This is a genomic window from Thermostichus sp. MS-CIW-25 (assembly GCF_054060015.1).
In genome coordinates this window covers 143,766-162,623 of the sequence record NZ_JBSSCS010000001.1, presented here as the reverse complement: position 1 = coordinate 162,623, position 18,858 = coordinate 143,766, and the positions used below count along the sequence as shown (strand labels likewise).

General features: G+C 59.3%; 22 protein-coding genes. 16 read left to right on the top strand and 6 right to left on the bottom strand.

Annotation, left to right across the window (positions count from 1 at the left end; translation table 11 throughout):
* Window positions 1–85 precede the first annotated feature (85 nt).
* The 4 genes from nifU to nifB are packed head-to-tail and all read right to left on the bottom strand — an operon-like array spanning window position 86 to window position 4,044.
* Window positions 86–997 (bottom strand): Fe-S cluster assembly protein NifU, encoded by a 912-nt coding sequence (gene nifU / locus ACVWZ1_RS00805; RefSeq protein ID WP_457502275.1) that lies wholly within the window; start codon window positions 995–997, stop codon window positions 86–88.
* A gap of 59 nt (window positions 998–1,056) precedes the next feature.
* Window positions 1,057–2,256, bottom strand: coding sequence for a cysteine desulfurase NifS (nifS, locus tag ACVWZ1_RS00800; protein ID WP_457502274.1), 1,200 nt, complete (start codon window positions 2,254–2,256; stop codon window positions 1,057–1,059).
* A gap of 34 nt (window positions 2,257–2,290) precedes the next feature.
* Window positions 2,291–2,584 (bottom strand): ferredoxin III, nif-specific, encoded by a 294-nt coding sequence (fdxB, locus tag ACVWZ1_RS00795; protein ID WP_457502273.1) that lies wholly within the window; start codon window positions 2,582–2,584, stop codon window positions 2,291–2,293.
* A gap of 23 nt (window positions 2,585–2,607) precedes the next feature.
* Window positions 2,608–4,044 (bottom strand): nitrogenase cofactor biosynthesis protein NifB, encoded by a 1,437-nt coding sequence (nifB, locus tag ACVWZ1_RS00790; RefSeq protein ID WP_457465728.1) that lies wholly within the window; start codon window positions 4,042–4,044, stop codon window positions 2,608–2,610.
* A gap of 771 nt (window positions 4,045–4,815) precedes the next feature.
* On the opposite strand from nifB, the gene ACVWZ1_RS00785 reads away from it, so the two are divergent.
* From ACVWZ1_RS00785 to ACVWZ1_RS00720, 14 genes are all read left to right on the top strand, one after another.
* On the top strand, window positions 4,816–5,109 hold the full coding sequence (locus ACVWZ1_RS00785; protein ID WP_011430657.1) for an Asr1405/Asl0597 family protein: 294 nt from the start codon (window positions 4,816–4,818) through the stop codon (window positions 5,107–5,109).
* Window positions 5,110–5,163: 54 nt separating this feature from the next.
* Window positions 5,164–5,709: a ferritin-like domain-containing protein gene (locus ACVWZ1_RS00780; protein WP_011430658.1), complete on the top strand. Its 546-nt coding sequence runs from the start codon at window positions 5,164–5,166 to the stop codon at window positions 5,707–5,709.
* 42 nt (window positions 5,710–5,751) lie between these two features.
* Window positions 5,752–5,976, top strand: coding sequence for a DUF2949 domain-containing protein (locus ACVWZ1_RS00775; RefSeq protein WP_011430659.1), 225 nt, complete (start codon window positions 5,752–5,754; stop codon window positions 5,974–5,976).
* Window positions 5,977–5,979: 3 nt separating this feature from the next.
* A complete protein-coding gene (locus tag ACVWZ1_RS00770) occupies window positions 5,980–6,339 on the top strand; it encodes a Mo-dependent nitrogenase C-terminal domain-containing protein (RefSeq protein WP_011430660.1) in 360 nt (119 codons plus the stop codon).
* Window positions 6,330–7,736 carry a nitrogenase iron-molybdenum cofactor biosynthesis protein NifE gene (gene nifE, locus ACVWZ1_RS00765; protein ID WP_099887423.1) on the top strand — a complete coding sequence of 469 codons (1,407 nt, stop codon included), beginning with the start codon at window positions 6,330–6,332 and terminating at the stop codon, window positions 7,734–7,736. Before ACVWZ1_RS00770 ends, nifE begins: the two co-directional genes overlap by 10 nt.
* Entirely contained in the window at window positions 7,724–9,061 is a 1,338-nt protein-coding gene (gene nifN, locus ACVWZ1_RS00760; protein ID WP_457502272.1) for a nitrogenase iron-molybdenum cofactor biosynthesis protein NifN, read from the top strand. Before nifE ends, nifN begins: the two co-directional genes overlap by 13 nt.
* Window positions 9,062–9,142: 81 nt before the next feature.
* Window positions 9,143–9,562: a nitrogen fixation protein NifX gene (nifX, locus tag ACVWZ1_RS00755; protein ID WP_414342057.1), complete on the top strand. Its 420-nt coding sequence runs from the start codon at window positions 9,143–9,145 to the stop codon at window positions 9,560–9,562.
* Window positions 9,563–9,564: 2 nt separating this feature from the next.
* Complete coding sequence (locus ACVWZ1_RS00750; RefSeq protein WP_457465724.1) at window positions 9,565–10,020, top strand: NifX-associated nitrogen fixation protein; 456 nt, start codon at window positions 9,565–9,567, stop codon at window positions 10,018–10,020.
* Window positions 10,021–10,080: 60 nt separating this feature from the next.
* Window positions 10,081–10,344, top strand: coding sequence for a CCE_0567 family metalloprotein (locus tag ACVWZ1_RS00745; protein WP_011430665.1), 264 nt, complete (start codon window positions 10,081–10,083; stop codon window positions 10,342–10,344).
* Window positions 10,341–10,706, top strand: coding sequence for a nitrogenase-stabilizing/protective protein NifW (nifW, locus tag ACVWZ1_RS00740; RefSeq protein ID WP_414522058.1), 366 nt, complete (start codon window positions 10,341–10,343; stop codon window positions 10,704–10,706). The genes ACVWZ1_RS00745 and nifW overlap by 4 nt, the downstream gene beginning before the upstream one ends.
* Before the next feature lie 42 nt (window positions 10,707–10,748).
* Entirely contained in the window at window positions 10,749–11,048 is a 300-nt protein-coding gene (locus ACVWZ1_RS00735) for a 2Fe-2S iron-sulfur cluster-binding protein (RefSeq protein WP_099813376.1), read from the top strand.
* A gap of 80 nt (window positions 11,049–11,128) precedes the next feature.
* A complete protein-coding gene (locus tag ACVWZ1_RS00730) occupies window positions 11,129–11,455 on the top strand; it encodes a ferrous iron transport protein A (RefSeq protein ID WP_457502271.1) in 327 nt (108 codons plus the stop codon).
* A gap of 99 nt (window positions 11,456–11,554) precedes the next feature.
* Window positions 11,555–11,812 (top strand): hypothetical protein, encoded by a 258-nt coding sequence (locus tag ACVWZ1_RS00725; protein WP_011432066.1) that lies wholly within the window; start codon window positions 11,555–11,557, stop codon window positions 11,810–11,812.
* A gap of 343 nt (window positions 11,813–12,155) precedes the next feature.
* Entirely contained in the window at window positions 12,156–13,808 is a 1,653-nt protein-coding gene (locus tag ACVWZ1_RS00720; RefSeq protein WP_457502270.1) for a helix-turn-helix domain-containing protein, read from the top strand.
* Window positions 13,809–13,836: 28 nt separating this feature from the next.
* Here ACVWZ1_RS00720 and ACVWZ1_RS00715 read toward each other — a convergent pair whose 3' ends face one another.
* Window positions 13,837–14,046, bottom strand: a complete 210-nt coding sequence (locus ACVWZ1_RS00715) for a TOBE domain-containing protein (RefSeq protein ID WP_011430671.1) — start codon at window positions 14,044–14,046, stop codon at window positions 13,837–13,839.
* 255 nt (window positions 14,047–14,301) lie between these two features.
* On the opposite strand from ACVWZ1_RS00715, the gene modA reads away from it, so the two are divergent.
* Together modA and modB are read left to right on the top strand one after the other, a co-directional pair.
* Window positions 14,302–15,063: a molybdate ABC transporter substrate-binding protein gene (gene modA / locus ACVWZ1_RS00710; RefSeq protein ID WP_457502269.1), complete on the top strand. Its 762-nt coding sequence runs from the start codon at window positions 14,302–14,304 to the stop codon at window positions 15,061–15,063.
* Between the two features lie 37 nt (window positions 15,064–15,100).
* Window positions 15,101–16,888, top strand: a complete 1,788-nt coding sequence (gene modB, locus ACVWZ1_RS00705) for a molybdate ABC transporter permease subunit (protein WP_457502268.1) — start codon at window positions 15,101–15,103, stop codon at window positions 16,886–16,888.
* A 16-nt stretch (window positions 16,889–16,904) separates the two neighbouring features.
* Here modB and cobJ read toward each other — a convergent pair whose 3' ends face one another.
* A complete protein-coding gene (cobJ, locus tag ACVWZ1_RS00700; protein WP_457502267.1) occupies window positions 16,905–18,824 on the bottom strand; it encodes a precorrin-3B C(17)-methyltransferase in 1,920 nt (639 codons plus the stop codon).
* Between the last annotated feature and the right edge of the window lie 34 nt (window positions 18,825–18,858).

Below are 18,858 nucleotides of genomic sequence, written 5' to 3'. Positions count from 1 at the left end.
CGAATGGATGCAGGAGATGGGGGAAGCGACGGGGGGTGAGAGTAGGGCAGATCATAGGGCTCTCAGGCTTATCGAGAATGGGCAACTAGAGGGCATGCACGGTTAACGTGGGCCACACCTGTTCTTGCAGGCGGGTTTCGATGAGCAACCGCAGCGTGTTTTGCTGGCTGGGGCAGGCGGCGCAGGATCCCTTGAGGCGCACCCACACCTGATCCCCTTCCAGGTCGTACAGCTCCACATCGCCGCCATCGGCCAACAGCAGCGGGCGAACTTCCTCCTCCAGGACGGCCTGAATGCGGGCGATCTTTTGCAAGGTGGTGAGGGGAGAGGGAGCAGCGGGAGAGGGCTCTGTCTGGTTTTGGGAGTTCCCTTTTGAATTTCTTGAATCTTCTGAAGGGGTTGCGTCAGTCTCGGCCAGAACAGCGGCGATCAGGTCTTCAATCTGGGCCAGGCAGGAACCACAACCGCCGCCCGCTTTGCTGTAGGCTGTTACTTCCTCAACGGAGGTGAGGCGGTTTTCCCGGATCAAGCGGCGGATCTTCTGCTCGCTGACGCCAAAGCAGGAGCAGACCAAGGCGCTGTCATCATCCGTATGGTCAGGTAGGGGAAGGCCGCGATAGCTGTAGATGGCTGCCTCCAGAGCCTCTTGCCCCATCACCGAGCAGTGCATCTTGGCGGGGGGCAAGCCGCCCAGGTAATCGGCGATCTGGCGGTTGTCGATCTGCAGGGCTTCATCCAGAGTGAGGCCGGTGATCAGCTCCGTCAGGGCCGAGGAAGAGGCAATGGCGCTGGTGCAGCCGAAGGTTTGGAAGCTGGCAGCCAAGATGCGCTCGCTGGCCTCGTCCACCTTTAAGTAGAGCCGCAGGGCATCGCCACAGGTGATGCTGCCCACTTCTCCCACCACCACCCGAACACCAGGCTCGGAGCTGGGATCCATTGCCCCTTGGTTTTTGGGGTGGTAGAAGAGTTCCAAAACTTTTTCGCTGTAGTCCCACATGGCTGGATCCTGAGTTGAGGATGCGAACGGTCGAGCGAAGATGAGTTTGAGCCGGGCGGTCAGCGGTGAGCCAGTTCCCGCTCCTGCTGTTGCAGCCAGTCTTCCGCCTCGTGGCTGAAGGGGGAGATGGCCCGCAAATGCTCGATGATCCCCGGCAAAACCTCCAGCACCCGCTCCACCTCTGCCGGCTGGGTAAAGCGAGAGAGGCTGAAGCGGATTGAGCCGTGCAAAACGGTGTAGGGCAGGCCCATGGCCCGCAGCACATGGGAGGGCTCCAGGGATCCGGAAGTGCAGGCGGAGCCGGAGGAGGCGCAGATGCCGTATTTGTTCAGCCAGAAGAGGATCGCTTCCCCTTCCACGAACTTGAAGCCCAAGTTGGTGGTGTTGGGCAGCCGCTGAGTGGGGTGGCCGTTAACCTGGACATCCGGGATCCGCTGCAGCAAGCCCTGCTCCAGGCGATCCCGCAGCAGCCGCTCATGGGGATCCCCGAGGTGGGCTTGGGCCAGCTCAGCCGCTTTGCCCAGGGCGATGATGCCCGGCACATTTTCCGTCCCGGCGCGGCGGCCTCGCTCCTGATGCCCTCCCAGCAGCAACGGACGGAAGCGCAAGCCCCGCCGCACATAGAGAGCGCCGATCCCCTTGGGGGCATGCAGCTTGTGCCCGGAAAGGGTGAGGAGATCCACCGGCAGGCGCTGCAGATCGAGAGGGATCTTGCCCACCGCCTGTACTGCGTCCACATGGACAACAGCCCCATAGCTGCGAGCCAGGGATCCCACCGCCTCGATGGGGAAAAGCACGCCCGTCTCGTTGTTGGCGGCCATGCAGCTCACCAGGGCAGTATCGCCGGTCAGGGCTGCTTCCAACTCCAGCAAGTCCAGGCAGCCTTGCTCATCCACCGAGAGGTAGGTGACGCGGTAGCCTTGTTTTTCCAGGTGCTTGCAGACATTCAGCACTGAAGCATGCTCCACCTGCGTGGTGATGAGGTGGCGCTTCTGGGGTTGGGCTGCCAAGGCTGCATAAATGGCCGTGGTGTTGCCTTCGGTGCCGCCACTGGTGAAGACGATCTCCGTCGGGTCGGCTCCCAGAAGGGCTGCCACCTGTTCGCGGGCTTGGTTGAGGGCACGCCCCACCTGGCCGCCAAAACTGTGCATCGAGGAGGGGTTGCCGTAGAAGGTCTGCAAATAGGGCAGCATCGCCTCCAGAACCAGGGGATCCACAGCGGTGGTGGCGTTGTTGTCCAGGTAGATCACAGGGTTCATACAGGCTCCGGTACAAGATAGGGGTTGGGCAAAGTTAAACGGCTTGCGGAGCGTGAGAATGGCACTGCTTTGGGCAAATGCGGGCGCAAGCCTGACAGCCGATGCAGAGGGCAGCGTTGAGGATGATCATCACCTTACGCTCGCTTTCCTCTTCCTCTTCGTTGTCGACAAACTCGCCGTCTTCGTTGAGGGCTCTGAGGGCAAACACACCACGGCCACAGACTTTGAGGCAACGGCTACAGCCGAGGCAGCGGGTGATATCCAGGCTTTCGATAAACTGTGGGATCCAGGGCAGTCCGCCTTTGGTGAGAGCAGTTGCAGTAGCCATAGCCAAGCTCCAAAGCGAGATTTTTAGGATCGGGGAGATTTGCTGTCCAGGGCCTGGTTGACCAACCAGGTGCGGTAAAACTTGAGGGCCACCGTTTCGATGAGGTCGTAGTCTTCCACCACTTCGATGCCGGCCTCGCGAATACGCTTCATGGGGCAATCGCCGATCTTGGAGACCAGCACGGCTCGGCAATCCCTGATGAGATCCAGGATTTGCTCTAGGTTGTTGTCCTCCCCGGATCCCCCGTGGCAGTACTGCGGGATCTTGCGGTGGCCGACAAACTGCGCCCCACGGGCGTTGACCTCGTAGATCAAAAACTCCCGCGCATGGCCGAAGTGGCGATTGACCAAGCCACCGCCTTTGCTGGCCACGGCCACCAGGATGGAGGGGCTGTCGGGAGGCAGGTCGGCTGTCCAGTGGGTCGGGGCTGCCTGCTGCTGAGCTTGCAGTTGGGCAATGCTTGCCTGTACCTGGCGGCGTTTTTCGGGGTCGTACTCGGGGGTCATCTGCATAAAGCGCTCCTTGGTGAACTCTTGGCTGCGGTCTTCCCCCAGAAGGCCCACCGCGTCCGCCCGACACTGGCGACAGTGGCGCATCATCCGCATGTTGCCGGAGCACCGATCTTGCAGGGCTTTCAACTCCTGAGGGGTGGGGCCCCGCTGGCCGATAAGGCCGAAGTAGGTGCCGTGTTCAGGCGCCGAGATCAGGGGCATGATGTTGTGCAAGAAAGCCCCTTTCTCCTGGATCACCCGGTTCACTTCCAAGAGGTGGGTGTCGTTGATGCCGGGAATGAGAACGGAGTTGACTTTGCAGAGGATGTCTGCCTCCCGCAGCAGATCCAGGCTTTCCATCTGCCGTTCGTGCAGGATGCGGGCTGCCTCCACCCCTCGAATGCGCTTGCGCCGCCAGCGGATCCAGGGGTAGATCTTGGCTCCGATCTCTGGATCCACCATGTTGATGGTCAGGGTGACGTGGTCGATGTTCAGCCGTTTGATCTCGTCGATGTAGTCCGGCAACATCAGGCCGTTGGTGGAAAGGCAAAGCTTGAGATCCGGGGCTTTCTCGGCGATGCGGGCAAAGGTTTCGAAGGTTTGCTTGGGGTTGGCCAAGGGATCCCCAGGCCCAGCAATGCCCACCACCGTCAGTTGCGGGATCTTGCCGGCAATCACCAGCACTTTGTGGGCGGCTTCCGCCGGGGTCAGCAGCTCGCTGACCACACCGGGCCGGCTCTCGTTGGCACAGTCGAACTTGCGGTTGCAGTAGTTGCACTGGATGTTGCAGGCGGGGGCTACCGCCACGTGCATGCGGGCGTAGTGATGGTGAGCCGCTTCGCTGTAGCAGGGATGGGTGGCGATGCGCTGCTGCAGATGAGGGGGGAGGGCCTGGCGGGGGCTGCTGCTGCAAGCGCAGGCCGATGGGGAAGGGGATCCCTGGCGGGGCGGAGTTGAAAGGGGCGGCATAGTGGGGTCAACCAGGGGATAGAACGTTACTGGCGGTTATATCAACCGCCCTCTGCCCGCTCCGTTGCACTCAGCCCGGTAGAACTGATCGAGTTTATTGGCTTTGTACTCAAGACCTGCAAAGCCTGATGGCAGGCCAAATCCAACTTTTTTTAGGGGTCAAGGGTCTGGTTTTTCAAGGCCGGGGATGCCGTATTTTGACCCAAAGGGGCGGGGGATCCGGCTGTGGGGAGGATCCCCGGAATCCCTGATTCGACAAGGGCTTGGGGCAATGCTTAAGAAATACTAAAAATCTGCTCAGATGCACTCAAGCGCCGCAGCCTCGGCTGCGTTTTGCATCAATTGCTACGATTTAATATCGTATCAGCCCAAAAGTGTATTGAAAATAGCCGTTTGAGTTTGAGGAAAGATCCCCCTGGGGCAAAGTCCTCGCCAAGGAAGTGAAGACTATTGCGGCGGCAGGCCGTCGGACTTTCTTGTTGTGACAGGGGGGATGTACTCGCTCAAATACCCATACCCTTCCCCAAAAATACCGGATCCCTGCGGGCAAAAGACTCAACCCCCTGCCCTCAGAAAAACTTTTTTTGCCCTCTGGGCCAAGCTTCCAGGGTTTGAGTACATCGGCAATAACTCAATCAATCCTGATCGCCCGCTGCCAAGCCTGAGCCCCTGCAGCCGCTTGCTATAAGCGGGGGATATAAGCGGGGGAACAGAAACCCAACGGTTCTGCCCTCTGCTGAGACTCCCTCCTGCTTCCCAACCGGTGAGCTTATGTCCCCCCTTGTTTCTCCCCCACCGAAAACGGCTGAAGTGCTGCAGGTGCCCCGTTGCGATCGCTGGCGGATTCTCTACCGTCTGCAGGAGCTGGATTTGACCTGTGGCTGTACCCCGACCGGCCAACTGTGGGTGATGATTCGCACCCCCACCGAAGCCCTCCTCGTCCACAGTGTGCTCCGCCTTTTCGCCCTTGACCGCTCTGGCTGGCTGAATTGGTTGGATCGCTGCTGGTCTCTCCAAACCTGGGATCCCCCTGAGAGATCTGCAGGAGGGGATGACCACCCCTGAACCTCTGCCGTTTGCCTCCTTGCTTCTCCTGTTCACCTCGTTTTGGTAGCGCCAATGAGCACTCCATCCCCCTCGACTCGCTCCTTCCAACAAGTCCGAGACAACCCCGTTCACCTGGGACGGGAGATCACGGTTCCCATCTGCGAGGGCCTCAACCTAGTTTGGGCCAGTCTTCAGGGGCTGTATTTGCAGTATCTGAAGCACCATCTGGTTGTGGAAGGAGCAGAGTTCTACTCAATTCACCAATTTTTCAACGAAAGTCTACAGGAAGTTCAGAACCACGCCCATGAGGTGGGGGAGCGCCTGAACGGCCTGGGTGGGATCCCGGCCTCCAGCTTTGCCAAGCTGGCGGAGCTGTGCTGCTTCAGCCCGGAAGGGGACGATGCATTGGCCGTGCGGCCCATGCTGGAAGCGGATTTGCGGGCCGAGCAAAGCCTGATCGATCTGCTGCGTCGCCAGGCGGCTCTGGCGGAAAGTGTTGGGGATCGCGCCACCCGTCACCTCTACGAGCAGATTTTGCTGCGGACCGAAGAACGGGCCTTTCACCTGGCCCACTTTCTGGCTGCCGACAGCTTGGTTTTGGGCTTGTCCCCATCCTAGCTTGCCCATCTACGCCCACCCCTCGTTTTGGGAGACTCTGCCATGCTTACCCCCGATCGGGCGCCGCTGCTCCAGTTTTTGCAAGTCGAGCTTGGGATCCCGGAATCCGCCCTCACCTTCGCCCTGAAACGGCATGGGTGTGAACAGGGCCCCCTGCCGATGATCCTCTGGCATTACGGGCTGATTTCCTTGGAGCAACTGGAGCAGATTTTTGAATGGTGTGCTCCCCCTCCTCTTGTTACCAATTCTACCCATTCGGAGGTTTAAGCCATGACTTATCCCTACCCTTCTCTTCCCTTTCCCAGAGTCGGCAACCCTTTGGGATGGCTCGGCCTGGTTTTGAACTCAATTTTCAGATCCGCCCTGAAGTGGCCGCGCCGCTGGCTCAACAGCATTGAAATTCGGGGATCCCGGCAGGCGCGTTGGATTTGTCGTTTGATCCCGGCTTCCTGTCCCTTTGAGCGGGATATCCGACTGGGATCCCGCACCGTTCACATTCCGGCCCTCTGTCGCATCAACCCCCTCTACGAGGAGATCATCGCCCTGCGGCTGCGGGCGGCGGCTTATCTGGCCGAAGCTGCGGCTCAACCCCAGCCCCCCTCTTCTCAGGAGATCCCATCATGCCCTTGATCAGCCGGACTAAAGTGGCGGAGCTGCTCAACGAGACCGCCTGCGAGCACAACCACAAGAAAGACGGCAAAGGCAAAAACAAAGTCTGTGCCGAGCAAGCCAAGCCAGGAGGAGCGCAGGGAGGCTGTGCCTTTGACGGGGCTTCGATTGCCCTGGTGCCGATCGCCGATGCCGCCCATCTAGTACATGGGCCAATCGCCTGCAGCGGCAACTCTTGGGGGACGCGGGGCAGCCTCTCTTCTGGCCCCCAGCTTTATCGGGTGGGCTTCACCACCGATCTGAGCGAGAACGAGATCATCTTCGGGGGGGAGGAAAAGCTGTTCCAGGCCATCCTTGACTTGCAGGCCAAATACCAGCCTGCCGCCATTTTTGTCTATCTCACTTGTGTAACTGCCCTCATTGGCGACGATGTGGAGGCCGTGTGTCAGCGGGCCAGCCGCCAGCTTGGGATCCCGGTCATTCCGGTGAATGCGCCCGGCTTTGTGGGCAGCAAAAACCTAGGCAACCGTCTGGCCGGAGAAGCCCTGCTGGACTATGTGATCGGCACCGCCTCCCCGGAGTACACCACTCCCCGCGACATTAACCTCATCGGCGAGTACAACATTGCCGGCGAGCTGTGGGATGTCTTGCCTCTGTTTGACGAGCTGGGGATCCGCATCTTGGCCAAGATCACCGGCGATGGCCGCTACCACGAGATCTGTACCGCCCACCGGGCCAAGCTAAACGTTCTCATCTGCGCTAAAGCCTTGCTCAATGTGGGCCGCAAGATGCAGGAGCGCTATGGGATCCCCTACATTGAGGCTTCCTTTTACGGGCTGCAGGAGATGAACCACTGCCTACGGGCCATTGCCCAAGGGCTGAAGGATCCCGAACTGCAGGAGCGTACCGAGGCCCTCATCGAGCGGGAAACTCGCGCCACCGAGGCGGCTTTGGCCCCCTACCGGCAGCGGCTGGCGGGCAAACGAGTTGTCCTTTATACCGGCGGGGTGAAAAGTTGGTCGATCATCTCCGCCGCTCGAGATCTGGGGATGCAGGTAACGGCCACCAGCACCCGCAAAAGCACCGAAGAAGACAAAGCCCGCATCCGCGAGCTGCTTGGCCAGGATGGCATTCTCTTGGACAAGGGCAGCCCGCAAGAGCTGCTCAAGGTGGTGGAGCGCACGAAAGCGGACTTGCTCATCGCCGGCGGACGCAACCAGTACACCGCCCTCAAGGCCCGCATCCCCTTTCTGGACATCAACCAGGAGCGGCACCATGCCTATGCCGGCTATCGCGGCCTGGTGAACTTGGCGCGGGAGATCGATGCCGCCCTCCACAGTCCCATTTGGGAGCAGTTGCGACGGCCTGCCCCCTGGGAGACCTCAGCAGCAAAGGAGGTGGGAGGATGGCCCAGTTGATTCAAGAACGCAAGCCCCTCAGCGTCAACCCCCTCAAACTCAGCGCTCCGCTGGGGGCGGCCCTGGCCTTTCTGGGGATCAAGGGCTGTCTGCCGCTCTTCCACGGTTCCCAAGGCTGTACGGCCTTTGCCAAAGCGCTGCTGGTACGTCATTTCCGCGAGGCCATTCCCATGTCCACCACTGCCATGTCCGAAGTGGACACCATCTTGGGAGGCGAGGAGAATGTCGAAGCTGCCATCCTCACCTTGGTGGAGAAGGCCCAGCCGGAGCTGATTGGTCTTCTGACCACCGGCCTCACGGAAACCCGCGGGGACGATATGCCGCGCATCCTGCGGGAGCTGCGCCGACGCCAGCCGCAATTGCAGGATCTGCCCATCGTCTTGGCCTCCACGCCTGACTTTAAGGGATCCCTGCAAGACGGCTATGCCATCGCCGTCAACAGCTTGGTCAGCACCCTGCCGGAATCGCCGTCGGGATCCGTCCGCCCTGCCCAGGTAACGGTGCTGTGCGGGCCTGCCCTCACCCCTGCCGACGCCCAGGAGATCAAAGAAATGGCGGAGGCTTTTGGCCTAGAGCCGATCCTGGTGCCGGATCCCGCGGGTTCCCTGGACGGACACTTGGGCATCGGCTTTAGGGCGACCCCAGACGGCGGCACCACCCTTGAGCAATTGCGCCAGCTCGGGCGATCCGGCCTCACCATAGCTGTCGGCGAGAGCATGCGCCCTGCCGCTCAGATCCTGGCCCAGCGCTTTGGCACCCCCTATCGGGTTTTCCCCCACCTGACCGGTCTCAAGGCTGTGGATCCCTTTTTGGCAACCTTGGCCGATCACAGCCAGCAGCCGGTGCCCTCTCGCTACCGCCGCCAGCGCAGCCAAGTCCAGGATGCCCTCCTGGATTGCCACTTTTTCTTCGGCAACCAGCGGATTGCCTTGGCCCTAGAAGCCGATCTGCTCTGGGGGTGGGTGGACTGGCTGCTGGATATGGGCTGTCAGATCCAGGCGGCCATCAGTCCCACACCGGATCCCCACTTGACCACCCTTCCCATTGAGGCAGTGCGGGTGGGAGATCTGGGGGATCTGGAGGAGCTAGCACCCGGGGCTGACCTGCTGGTGGGCAACTCCCACGTGGCGCGCCTGGGCAAGCGGCTGGGGATCCCAGTGCATCGAATGGGGATCCCTATCTTCGACCGGCTGGGGGCCAACCACATCTGTCAGGTGGGCTATCGCGGCACCCTATCCCAACTGTTTGCCGTCGGCAACCTGCTGATGGAGCAGGAGGAAGCCCGTCACCCCAGCCCACCCCAGGTTTCTAGGCAGGGATTCTAAGGGATCCAGAGCTTCGAAGGGCAGCCCAAGTGCCCCTAGCTCCCCCAAACCCTCAAGTTCACGTTTCTAAGGAGAACGCCTATGCAAGTGGCCTTTACAACCCGCGACGGCAAGCACGTCAATGCCCACTTTGGCTGGGCCAACCAGATCGACCTCTACGAAGTCACCCCCGAAGGCTACCGATTTTGTAAGACCCTCACCTTTGGGGGCAACTTGGAGGCAGATGGCAACGAGGACAAGCTGGTGCCCAAGCTGCAGGCTTTGGCCGATGTCACCCTCATCTACGTGGCTGCCATTGGCAGCAGTGCCGCCGCCCGCCTGATCAACCGCCGCATCACCCCCATCAAAGTGCAGTCGGAAGAAGAATCCATCGAGAGCTTGTTGCAGCGCCTGGTAACCACCCTGCACAATCCTCCCCCCTGGCTGCGCAAAGTGCTCTTGGCCGAGCGCGCCCGCAAAGCCGAAGCCCCAAATCCCTCTACTTCCCCTGCGGAGGTTTAGCCATGACGGTTACCCCTCTTTCCCCCTCGACCAGCCCCATCCTGCAGGAGATCGTCCGCCAGCTGCGGGCGGCGGATCCCTACGGCACCTACCGCACCTGGAGTGATGAGTTGCTGCTCAAGCCCTTTGTCGTCACCAAAGCCCAAAAACGCCAGATATCCCTCGAAGGGGAGGTGGATCCGGCAGTGCGGAGCCGCATCCTCATCTACTACCGCGCCATTGCCGCCCTGATCGAAAAGGAGACGGGCCTCCTGGCTCAGGTGGTGCTGGATCTCAACAGCGAAGGCTTTGGTTGGGTGCTGGTCTTCTCGGGGCGGCTGTTGTTGGTGGTCAACACCCTGCGAGACGCCCATCGCTTTGGCTTTGACTCCCTCGAACAGCTCAGCGAAAAAGCCACTGCCCTTATCGACAAAGGGATCCAACTGGCCCGAACCTACCCCGAGGTGGGCCGGCTGTAGCCGCCTGCCTCCCCTTTTGTCTGTGCAGCAATTTCTTTAGCCATCAGGAGTGCCTTGCCCATGTTGAATGAGAGTGACGTTGAGAATGTTGTGAACGGCCTGGATTTCGAGCCCTTTGAACACCTGTCTGCCGACCAGCTCCGCAGCGAGATCAAGCGCCTAAACAGCAAAGCAGGCCAACTGAAAATGGATCTGCACGATCTGGCCGAGGGGCTACCCGACGGGTTCGAGCGACTCCCCGACTTGGCAGCCCGCACCTATGCCCTGTTTGCCCGGCTGCACACCCTCAGACAACGCTTGAAAACCCTGGAGACCTGCCGATGAGTTGGAACCACAACCGCCGTTGGAAAGACTTCCAAGCCCTAGTCAATGCCGAGGATTATTTCGCTTTTTTCGAGCTCCCCTACGATCCGCGGGTGGTCAACGTGAATCGCCTGCATATCTTACGCAAATTCGCTCAGTATCTGGCTCCTCTGGAGCACTTCCAGGGCAGCGAAGAAGAATGGCTGGAGCAAGCCCGGCAAGCGCTGGAAAAAGCGTACCAAACCTTTCTCACCTCTACTCCGCAGCAGGAGAAGCTATTCCGAGTCTTTCAAGACTACGGTTGTCCAGATGCTGTCGGCGGCTGTGCCGGCTGCAGCTCTTTGGGAGAGCGGGGCGAATGCAGCCCTGGGATCCCTGCCTAAGCTCCCTTGTTTACCCCTCGTCAACTCTCTGGAGATCTCATCATGGCTACCTACACAGTTCACTTGGTTAACCCAAAACGACGGCTCGACACCTATATCTCAGTAGATGAAGATTCAACCATCCTAGAAGCGGCTGAGGATCAAGATGTGGACTTGCCCTCTTCCTGCCGCTCCGGTAGTTGTTCCTCTTGCGTGGCCAAAGTGGTAGAAGGAGAAGTCGATCAATCGGAGCAAACCTTTCTGGATGAGGAGCAAATAGCCAAAGGATTTGTGCTGCTCTGCGTGGCTAAACCTCGCTCCAATTGTACGATTCGCACTCACCAGGAAGCTTACTTGGTTTGATAGACCGCCGCTCTCCAGCTGCTTGCCGCTAGGCTTAAGCAGCCTTTTTTCTATTTTTTTCTAGAATTAGGGATCCCTATATGTTGGCACCGCCCACCGTCCCTAAGATCTCAATAACCATATCTCCTCTCCAACTCATGAAGGTTGGAGAAGAAGGTCGCATCTACCAACTGCGCGGATCCGAAGCTGCTTGCGCCCAATTGCAGCAAATGGGTCTCACTCCAGGTACCTATCTCCAGGTTATCCAATGTCACCCTGAGTGGATCCTACTCCTACCCAGTGGCCAACTTTCCCTTCCTGCTCATTTAGCTAAACCCATCTGGGTTTACATGGATCCCCGTTGCACCCTAGCGCCTCCCCAAGAACCGAATAAGAAAACAATCTTAAATTTGCCAAGAGCCTTCTAAAATGTAGTCTATTTACCCAATTTTTAACTTGCAATGAGAGACACTCAAGGTAAGGGAAGCTCATCTCTTCATAACCTATCTTGATTTGGGAGCAAAGCTATGAACACCTGTTTGTTGCACCTGGGCTCCATCCTTAAAGCTGCTGAAGAGCTTAGCCTTGTGGAAAAGCCATTTCCCAAGTTGCAACACATTCAACTCTGCACAGGGCTCAGCCCAGAAGAAATCGTGCGGGCGCTGGAGCTAGAACCCAATCCCTTGGGTTGGCATCTAGAGCCAAGCCACAACCTTGCCGATGAATCGACGTATTGGGTGGGCGGACGACCTTGTGTCGGCTTGGTTATTGAGCGTTTCGCCTGACACTTGTTGCAGTTCGGATCCCTAAAAGGCTCTCAAGGGGGGAGGAGTAGCCTGCAAAGCCATCTCAAAAGTTCACTGCAAACATTAGAAGTTAAGAGAAAACAAAGCTTTCCAGAAGGTTCACCCTAGACCAAATCTCCCTGGCCTGCCGGGGATCTTTTGAGGTATCGTTCAATCCAGTTCACGAATTGAGCTTAGGAAACAGACCTTAAACTAAGGTCTCTCGCCGGGCTGCCACGGCTTTGCGAGGAAGGTCTCCATGGCCGGGTTTAGGGTTGCGCAGATGCGATAGCAGGTGTGAACGAGGGAGAGCTACAGGGAAACGTTATGGAGTTTGAGGGCTATGGCTTATCAAATCTCAGGGGATTGTATCGGTTGCAACGCTTGTGTAGATAGCTGTCCTACAAAAGCTATCGTTGTCCAGGATGGGGAATACTGGATTAATCCTCTGTTGTGCAATGACTGCGAAGGTTTCTTCCCAGAACCTCAGTGCGTTAGCCTGTGTCCCGGTTCTGCCCCGCAGCCTTATGAAGCCATGAAAGGGCGCAACCGCACGGTCACGGCCCGCATTCGCAGCAGTCCACCTCTATTTTTGAACGGCCATAGCCAGGCTTTTGCTTCATCGATTGTGGTTTGGGAAGCCTGCAATTTCCTATCTCAATTTCAATCTCTCAATCTTCAGAAGCAGGGAGACAACCAGGTTTGCTATCAGAAATCTGTTGGCCACAACCAGGGATCCCTGACCCTAACTCTATGTTTGGACGGGATCCCACAAAGTGCTCCGATCGATGTGCGAACTGCCTGTTTGCATCTTATTTTTGCTGCCTATGCCGCCGGGTTGGATAGCCCCTGGAAGGAATCCTTTGTTTTCACCGACTCACAATTGGAGTCCTATTTGGGCTGGGATAAACGTAAAGATCTGAGCAAGATGACCCGTCTCCACCTGTTCATGACCTGGATAGAGCAGCTCTGTCGGATTCAAGTCTCCATCGATTGGCCGGATCAGGGGCGGGTGAAGGGGTTTTCGGTACCGGCTGGCCCTCTGTGGAGGCTGCTCAAGATGCATCGCCACTTTCAAAAAGATGAGCAGGGCTGCAACCATCTGGTGGGCCTGACTTGGGCGATTCAGCCCGGCGAATGGACACGGTACTTTCTCAATCGACAAGGGTGCCGCCAGGGGCAAGCCTTTTATCAGTACAGCAGCCTGCCCCTATCCCTGCTGCAGGCCGTGATGAGCCATTGGCAACACCATGAAGGAGCCATGCGCCTGCTGCTGTGGCTGTTGTTCAAAGTGAGGATGGGGCGGCAACAGCGTCTGACGGTGCCCACCCTGATGCGAGTGGCCTACGGGGAAGAGCGACTGCAGGAAGCTTATCTCAATCTCCAAGAACGCAAACGGCTGGTGCGCACCTTTGAAAGCGATCTGGAGGTTCTCAACCACTACGGCCTCAAGCCGGAGTTCGATCCCCTCACCTATCCTTCTTCCATTCAACCCCTGTGGGCTCGCCTGGAAGCTGTGCCCGAGGATGCGGACGAGGCATTGAACTTTTGGATTGAAGATGCCAACAACGGTGGCTTGCTGACGGCTGCCGGGCCGCGGGGCAAGTGGGGACTCTTGATGCAGGCTCGCATTCAACGATTTCATCTGCCCCCCGACTGGCATCGTCGAGTAGTTCAAGAAGCCAGATCCCCAACCCGAGAATCGGGATCTCGGCGGCAGCGTAGGGCAAAGTCTGCGCCTGTTGCAACAGACTCGGATCTCCCTGGCCCTCCCGAAAACCCAAAAGACTTCCCCTCAAGCAAAGCTTTGCGTGGAGCGGATATCTCGGCGGCACGCCAGCAAAAGGGAATCAGCCAGCGGGAATTGGCCCAGAGGCTGGGGCGCAGCCAGAGCTGGGTGCGGGATGTAGAGAATGGGCGGCTTCAGATCAGCCTAAACGATCGCCAGCGCCTTATCAAAGCCCTGTATTTGGATCCCAGGCAACAGCAAGTCTAGGCCAGTCACTCAATTTGATAATCCACCACTAATCCACGGCGATGACCACATCCGAGGCTTTGATGGCAGCATACGCTTCTTTCCCAACTGCTATACCCAACCGTTCGGCAGAGTGCTTAGAAATAATGGCTGTTATTTCTATGCCTGGTGCAACTTCCAGAACAATTTCGGCATTGACCATGCCCACCTGGAAGCTTTTTACAGTTCCTTTAAAAAAGTTGCGAGTGCTGATTTGCATGACTTCTCCTTTGTTGAACAAGCAGAGCAACAGGGGTGTTGACCGAACTGAACAAGAGAGGAGCTTGCCGGATGGTCATTCAACACCGGTTTCAATACTATCAGATGCTTATCGTTGCCTCTGGGGAGGAAGGGCTGCCAATAGTCTAGATTATGTATCTCAGAGATACAAACTGCAACCTCTAATGGTCAAAGTACCAAGCGATTGGTGGATTTTCCTGTTCTGAAAGTCGTCACGGGTCAAAGAAAAATGGCTATGAAACGAAGAACTGCAATGTTATTCCTGGGGATCCTGGCCGCTCTGGCTTTGAGGTGGGGGTCGGCTCCCGGCTTGGCGCAATCTCAGCCCATTTTGGTGGGGGCTGCGGTGAGCTTGCAACCGGCTTTAACGGAAATCGACCGGTTGTTCACCGCCCGCTATCCCGACATCAAGGTTGAGTACAACTTCGCCAATTCCGGCTCTCTCCAGCAACAGGTGGAGCAGGGGGCTCCTTTGGACGTAGTATTTTTCGCAGCCGCCTCTTTTATGGACGCCCTTGCCAAGCAAAACCTGCTGGTGGAGGGATCCCGGCGAGATCTTCTCAGCAACCGCATGGCTTTAATTGTGCCTGCCAATGCCAGAACCAAGGTTCAGAATTTTGCCGACTTGGTGGCGGAAGAGATCCGGGTTCTGTCCATTGGGGATCTGCAGGCCATGCCCGCCGGACGCTATGCCCAGGAAATTCTCACCGAGGCGGGGGTGTTTGAGACGCTGCGGCCCAAGATGGTGTTTGCCAGCACGGTGCGGGAAATTTTGACGGCGGTGGAGCAGGGCAATGCCGACGCCGGGATCCTGTTTACCTCGGATGCTCAGCTTTCGGATCGGGTGCGGGTAGTGGCTACGGCGGATCCCATTACGCCAATTATCTACCCGGTGGCATTGGTGCGCGATACTCCCGCCGGACAGTCTTACTTGGAGTTTTTAACCTCAGAAGAAGCAGCAGAGGTGTTTGTGAAGTACGGCTTTATCCGCCTGTGAGGGATCCCTCTGCAATGGCGCGGATGAGTTACTCCAAATGAGCGACTACGACCTATCCCCGCTTTGGATCTCCCTACGGATTGCCGGCTTGGCCACGGGCATCACCTTTGGGGTGGGGACGCTGGCGGCTTACGGGATGTTGCACTACCGAGGTCGCTGGCGCTCTCTCCTCGAGGCCCTCTTGTTGGCGCCGCTGGTGTTGCCGCCCACCATGGTGGGGTTCCTATTGTTGCTGCTATTTGGCCGGCGAACCCTTCTGGGACAACTTTTGGCCTCGCTGAACTTGTCGGTCATCTTCACCTGGTATGCCGGGGTGATCACGGCAGCGGTGGTGGCCCTGCCCCTGATGTACCGCACGGCCCTGGGAGCTTTCCAGCAGATCGACCCGACGCTGGTGGCGGCAGCCCGCACCCTGGGAGCAAGTAGGGCCAAGATTTTTACGCGGGTGCTGATCCCTTTGGCCTTACCAGGGATCCTGGCGGGGATTACCCTCAGTTTTGCCCGCGCTCTGGGGGAGTTCGGCGCCACCTTAATGCTGGCAGGCAATATCCCGGGCCGCACGCAAACCCTATCCATGGCCATCTTCTTTGCCGTTCAGGCGGGGGACATGCGGGGGGCAGCCATTAGCTCGGCCTTGGTCTTGATGTTGTCCTTGGGGGTGATGACGGCAGTTAACCTTTGGTTTCAGCGACGGCCCTGGCAGCGACCTCCCTCTCGTCCTCTACAGGTTCTCACCAGAAGGGATCCGGATTTCTCAACTCCGGCCCCTCGCCTCTGGGTAGACATCTACAAGAAGCTGCCCCAGTTTGAGCTTCAGGCACAACTGAGCTGCGATGGGCGACCCCTGGGCTTGCTGGGGGCCTCTGGATCCGGCAAAAGCCTGCTTTTGCGCTGCATTGCCGGAATTGAAACCCCGGATGGGGGGCGCATTTTGCTCAACGAGCGGGCCCTGTTCGACGCCGAACAGGGGATCCGGCTGCCCCCCGCTCAGCGACGGGTAGGGGTGATCTTCCAGAACTACGCTCTGTTTCCCCACCTCACCGTTGCCCAGAACATCGCTTTTGGGATCCCTGCGGGCTTGAGCGAAGCGGAAAAACAAGAGCGGATCCAGGCCCAGCTCCAGTTGGTCAAGCTGAAAGGCTGGGAAAACCGCTATCCCACGGAGCTCTCCGGAGGACAGCAGCAGCGGGTGGCCCTGGCGCGAGCCTTGGCTTCTGAGCCGGAGATCTTGCTGCTGGATGAGCCTTTTTCTGCTTTGGATGCCCACCTGCGCAGCCAACTGGAGCAGGAGATGGGGGAAATCCTAGCGGGCTACAAGGGAGTCACGCTTTTGGTAACCCACAACATTGAGGAAGCCTTCCGCCTCTGCGGGGATCTGGCTGTAATGGAGCAGGGGCGAATCATTGCCCAGGGGGACAAGCGTCAGCTATTTGAGGCTCCCCCCTGCCTTAGTGTGGCGCAACTGACGGGTTGCAAAAACATCTCGCGGGCCAAGCTCCTGGGCCCTCAACGGGTGCTGGCCTTGGATTGGGGCTGTGAGCTGCAGGTACAGGGATCCCCAGCCGGAGAATACATCGCCATCCGCGCCCACCACCTCACCTTCAGGCCCGACGGGAAGCTGCCCAACACGTTTCCGGCTTGGCTGGTGAAGGGGAGCGAGACCCCCCACCGACTGACTCTCTTCTTTAGGCTGGGCGGTCCTCCTGCCCACCGCCAGGACTATCACCTGCAAGCTGAGGTGTGGCGGGAGCGCTGGCGCGAGGTGGAGACTTGGGGATCCCCCTGGTGGCTACAGTTGGATCCCCGGCATCTGAGGGTGTTTTGAGTCTGGAGCCCAGGAGTCAGGTGGGCTCGCCCAAGCGGTAGCCCCGCGGGGTAATCAGCCGCTCCCCATGGCGAAAGGTCTGGGAGTTGCCGATAAAGACCAGGGTGAGCATGTCCACCTCCTCTGGATCCAGCTCCCCCAGGGTGGTAAGGCGGAGAGTTTCGCCAGGGCGGTAGAGGTTGCGGGCCAAAGCCACAGGGGTATGGGCGGGCCGGGCCTGCAAAAAGATCTGCAGAGCCTTGAGGAAGGGATCCACCCGCTGCCGCGAGCGGGGGTTGTAAAGGGCCACCACAAAGTCCGCCTGGGCAGCCGCCTGCAGGCGTTTTGCAATCACCGGCCAGGGGGTAAGCAGATCCGAGAGGGAAATGGCGCAGAAGTCGTGCATCAGCGGAGCCCCCAGCCGGGCAGCAGCCGCCTGGAAGGCAGAGATCCCCGGCAGCACCTCCAGAGAAGGGCGGATCCCATCCCAGCCAGAGCGGACCAAGCACTCCAGCACCAAGCCCGCCATGCCGTAAATGCCGGCATCCCCCGAAGAAATCACCGCCACCTTCAGCCCCTGCTGCGCCCAAGCGATGGCCTGTTTGGCTCGCTGCAGCTCTTGGGTAATGGGAGAGGCCTCCCGGATTTGGCCGGGGTGCAAAAGGGGATCCACCAGATCCAGATAAAGCTGGTAGCCAACAACCACATCGGCCTGAGTTAAAGCCATACGGGCAGCCAAAGTCAATTGACCCAGATCCCCAGGACCAGTGCCAATAAGCCACAGATGGCCGCTGCGAGGGGAATACTCCTGCGCCGCGCGGGCAATGGCCAGGGTACAGGCCCCTTCGGTTTCTGACGTGAAGACCTGCTTGGGGCAGAGGAGGGTTGCTCCCCCAAAGGGCTCTACCTTCTCCGCAACACAGGATAGCCTCTCAGGAACCTTGTCACCTCTTCCCCAAGTCTGACAAGTCTGAGCCGCCAAAAGAGCAGCCGCCTCGGCTACGGAGGGGGTGCCCACCGCCTGCCGCACCGCCTCCGAAGGGTGGGGCACTGGGATCCCAGCCAAGGCCTCTGCCGAGAAAAACTCAATGGGCCAGCCATAGGCTTGGGCCAGCTCCAGAAGACCTGGCTCGTCTTGCTTGAGCTCTAGGGTGGCCAGGCCGGCAATGGCCTCAAAAGCCAGCCCCTGGGCCTGCAACAGGCGGCGCAGGGATCCCTCTAGCCAAACGCGGGTAGTGCCCCGCTCGCAGCCCACCCCCACCCAGAGCACCCGCGGATGCCAGTGCACGGTTGGGATCCCCGTGGCAGGGGAGAGGTATTCCCCAATCCAAATGTGGGCCACAGGATGGGGAGGGGAGGCAGCCACCAGGGGATACTCTGCCGGCCAAGCCCGCCGCCAAAGTTGCGTGCCACAGGTTTGGTGAACGGCCACGGGCTCCCCACGAGCCAAGGCAGCGGCCACCTCATTCCAATCCCCTTGGCCCCGCCGCCAGCCATAGGGATCCCCCAGCAAATCCAAAGGCGGGATCCCCAGCCCCTCGGAAGCAGAGGTGAGAACCGGCTGGGCTCCCAAGGTAGCGGCCACCTGCCGCGCCAGGGCATCGGCCCCCCCCACATGTCCCCCGCACAGGCTAATAGCCCAGCGACCGGCTTCGTCCACCACCACCACCGCCGGATCCCGCTGCTTATCCTGCAGGAGAGGGGCAATGAGCCGCACCACCGAGCCGGCAGCCAGGATGAAAAGACAGCCCTGCACCTGGGGCCAAGTTTGGGCAACAGCTTCTGCCAGAGATCTGGGCGCTGTGGGATGGCTGGGATCCCCGTAGGCTTGCCAGGGGGAGGGCAGCCCCTGCGGGTCAGCTTTGCTCCAGCAGCTCACCTCCTTGCCCAAGAGCGGGATCAGAGAGTTGGCCAACCGGCGGGCGCGCGGGCTGGGGGCAAACAGAGCAAGCTTCATCGAGCGTGGGCCAAGGCCAGGATTCTCCCCAGAT

Bases quoted from the DNA above. Each gene is read 5' to 3' on its own strand.
- nifX (WP_414342057.1), top strand. From the start codon at position 9,143: ATGCAAGTGGCCTTTACAACCCGCGACGGCAAGCACGTCAATGCCCAC.
- ACVWZ1_RS00730 (WP_457502271.1), top strand. From the start codon at position 11,129: ATGTTGGCACCGCCCACCGTCCCTAAGATCTCAATAACCATATCTCCT.
- modB (WP_457502268.1), top strand. From the start codon at position 15,101: ATGAGCGACTACGACCTATCCCCGCTTTGGATCTCCCTACGGATTGCC.
- ACVWZ1_RS00750 (WP_457465724.1), top strand. From the start codon at position 9,565: ATGACGGTTACCCCTCTTTCCCCCTCGACCAGCCCCATCCTGCAGGAG.
- nifU (WP_457502275.1), bottom strand. From the start codon at position 997: ATGTGGGACTACAGCGAAAAAGTTTTGGAACTCTTCTACCACCCCAAA.
- ACVWZ1_RS00735 (WP_099813376.1), top strand. From the start codon at position 10,749: ATGGCTACCTACACAGTTCACTTGGTTAACCCAAAACGACGGCTCGAC.
- cobJ (WP_457502267.1), bottom strand. From the start codon at position 18,824: ATGAAGCTTGCTCTGTTTGCCCCCAGCCCGCGCGCCCGCCGGTTGGCC.
- ACVWZ1_RS00780 (WP_011430658.1), top strand. From the start codon at position 5,164: ATGAGCACTCCATCCCCCTCGACTCGCTCCTTCCAACAAGTCCGAGAC.
- nifW (WP_414522058.1), top strand. From the start codon at position 10,341: ATGAGTTGGAACCACAACCGCCGTTGGAAAGACTTCCAAGCCCTAGTC.
- nifE (WP_099887423.1), top strand. From the start codon at position 6,330: ATGCCCTTGATCAGCCGGACTAAAGTGGCGGAGCTGCTCAACGAGACC.
- ACVWZ1_RS00745 (WP_011430665.1), top strand. From the start codon at position 10,081: ATGTTGAATGAGAGTGACGTTGAGAATGTTGTGAACGGCCTGGATTTC.
- ACVWZ1_RS00715 (WP_011430671.1), bottom strand. From the start codon at position 14,046: ATGCAAATCAGCACTCGCAACTTTTTTAAAGGAACTGTAAAAAGCTTC.
- ACVWZ1_RS00785 (WP_011430657.1), top strand. From the start codon at position 4,816: ATGTCCCCCCTTGTTTCTCCCCCACCGAAAACGGCTGAAGTGCTGCAG.
- ACVWZ1_RS00725 (WP_011432066.1), top strand. From the start codon at position 11,555: ATGAACACCTGTTTGTTGCACCTGGGCTCCATCCTTAAAGCTGCTGAA.
- nifS (WP_457502274.1), bottom strand. From the start codon at position 2,256: ATGAACCCTGTGATCTACCTGGACAACAACGCCACCACCGCTGTGGAT.
- fdxB (WP_457502273.1), bottom strand. From the start codon at position 2,584: ATGGCTACTGCAACTGCTCTCACCAAAGGCGGACTGCCCTGGATCCCA.
- ACVWZ1_RS00770 (WP_011430660.1), top strand. From the start codon at position 5,980: ATGACTTATCCCTACCCTTCTCTTCCCTTTCCCAGAGTCGGCAACCCT.
- modA (WP_457502269.1), top strand. From the start codon at position 14,302: ATGAAACGAAGAACTGCAATGTTATTCCTGGGGATCCTGGCCGCTCTG.
- ACVWZ1_RS00720 (WP_457502270.1), top strand. From the start codon at position 12,156: ATGGCTTATCAAATCTCAGGGGATTGTATCGGTTGCAACGCTTGTGTA.
- nifB (WP_457465728.1), bottom strand. From the start codon at position 4,044: ATGCCGCCCCTTTCAACTCCGCCCCGCCAGGGATCCCCTTCCCCATCG.
- nifN (WP_457502272.1), top strand. From the start codon at position 7,724: ATGGCCCAGTTGATTCAAGAACGCAAGCCCCTCAGCGTCAACCCCCTC.
- ACVWZ1_RS00775 (WP_011430659.1), top strand. From the start codon at position 5,752: ATGCTTACCCCCGATCGGGCGCCGCTGCTCCAGTTTTTGCAAGTCGAG.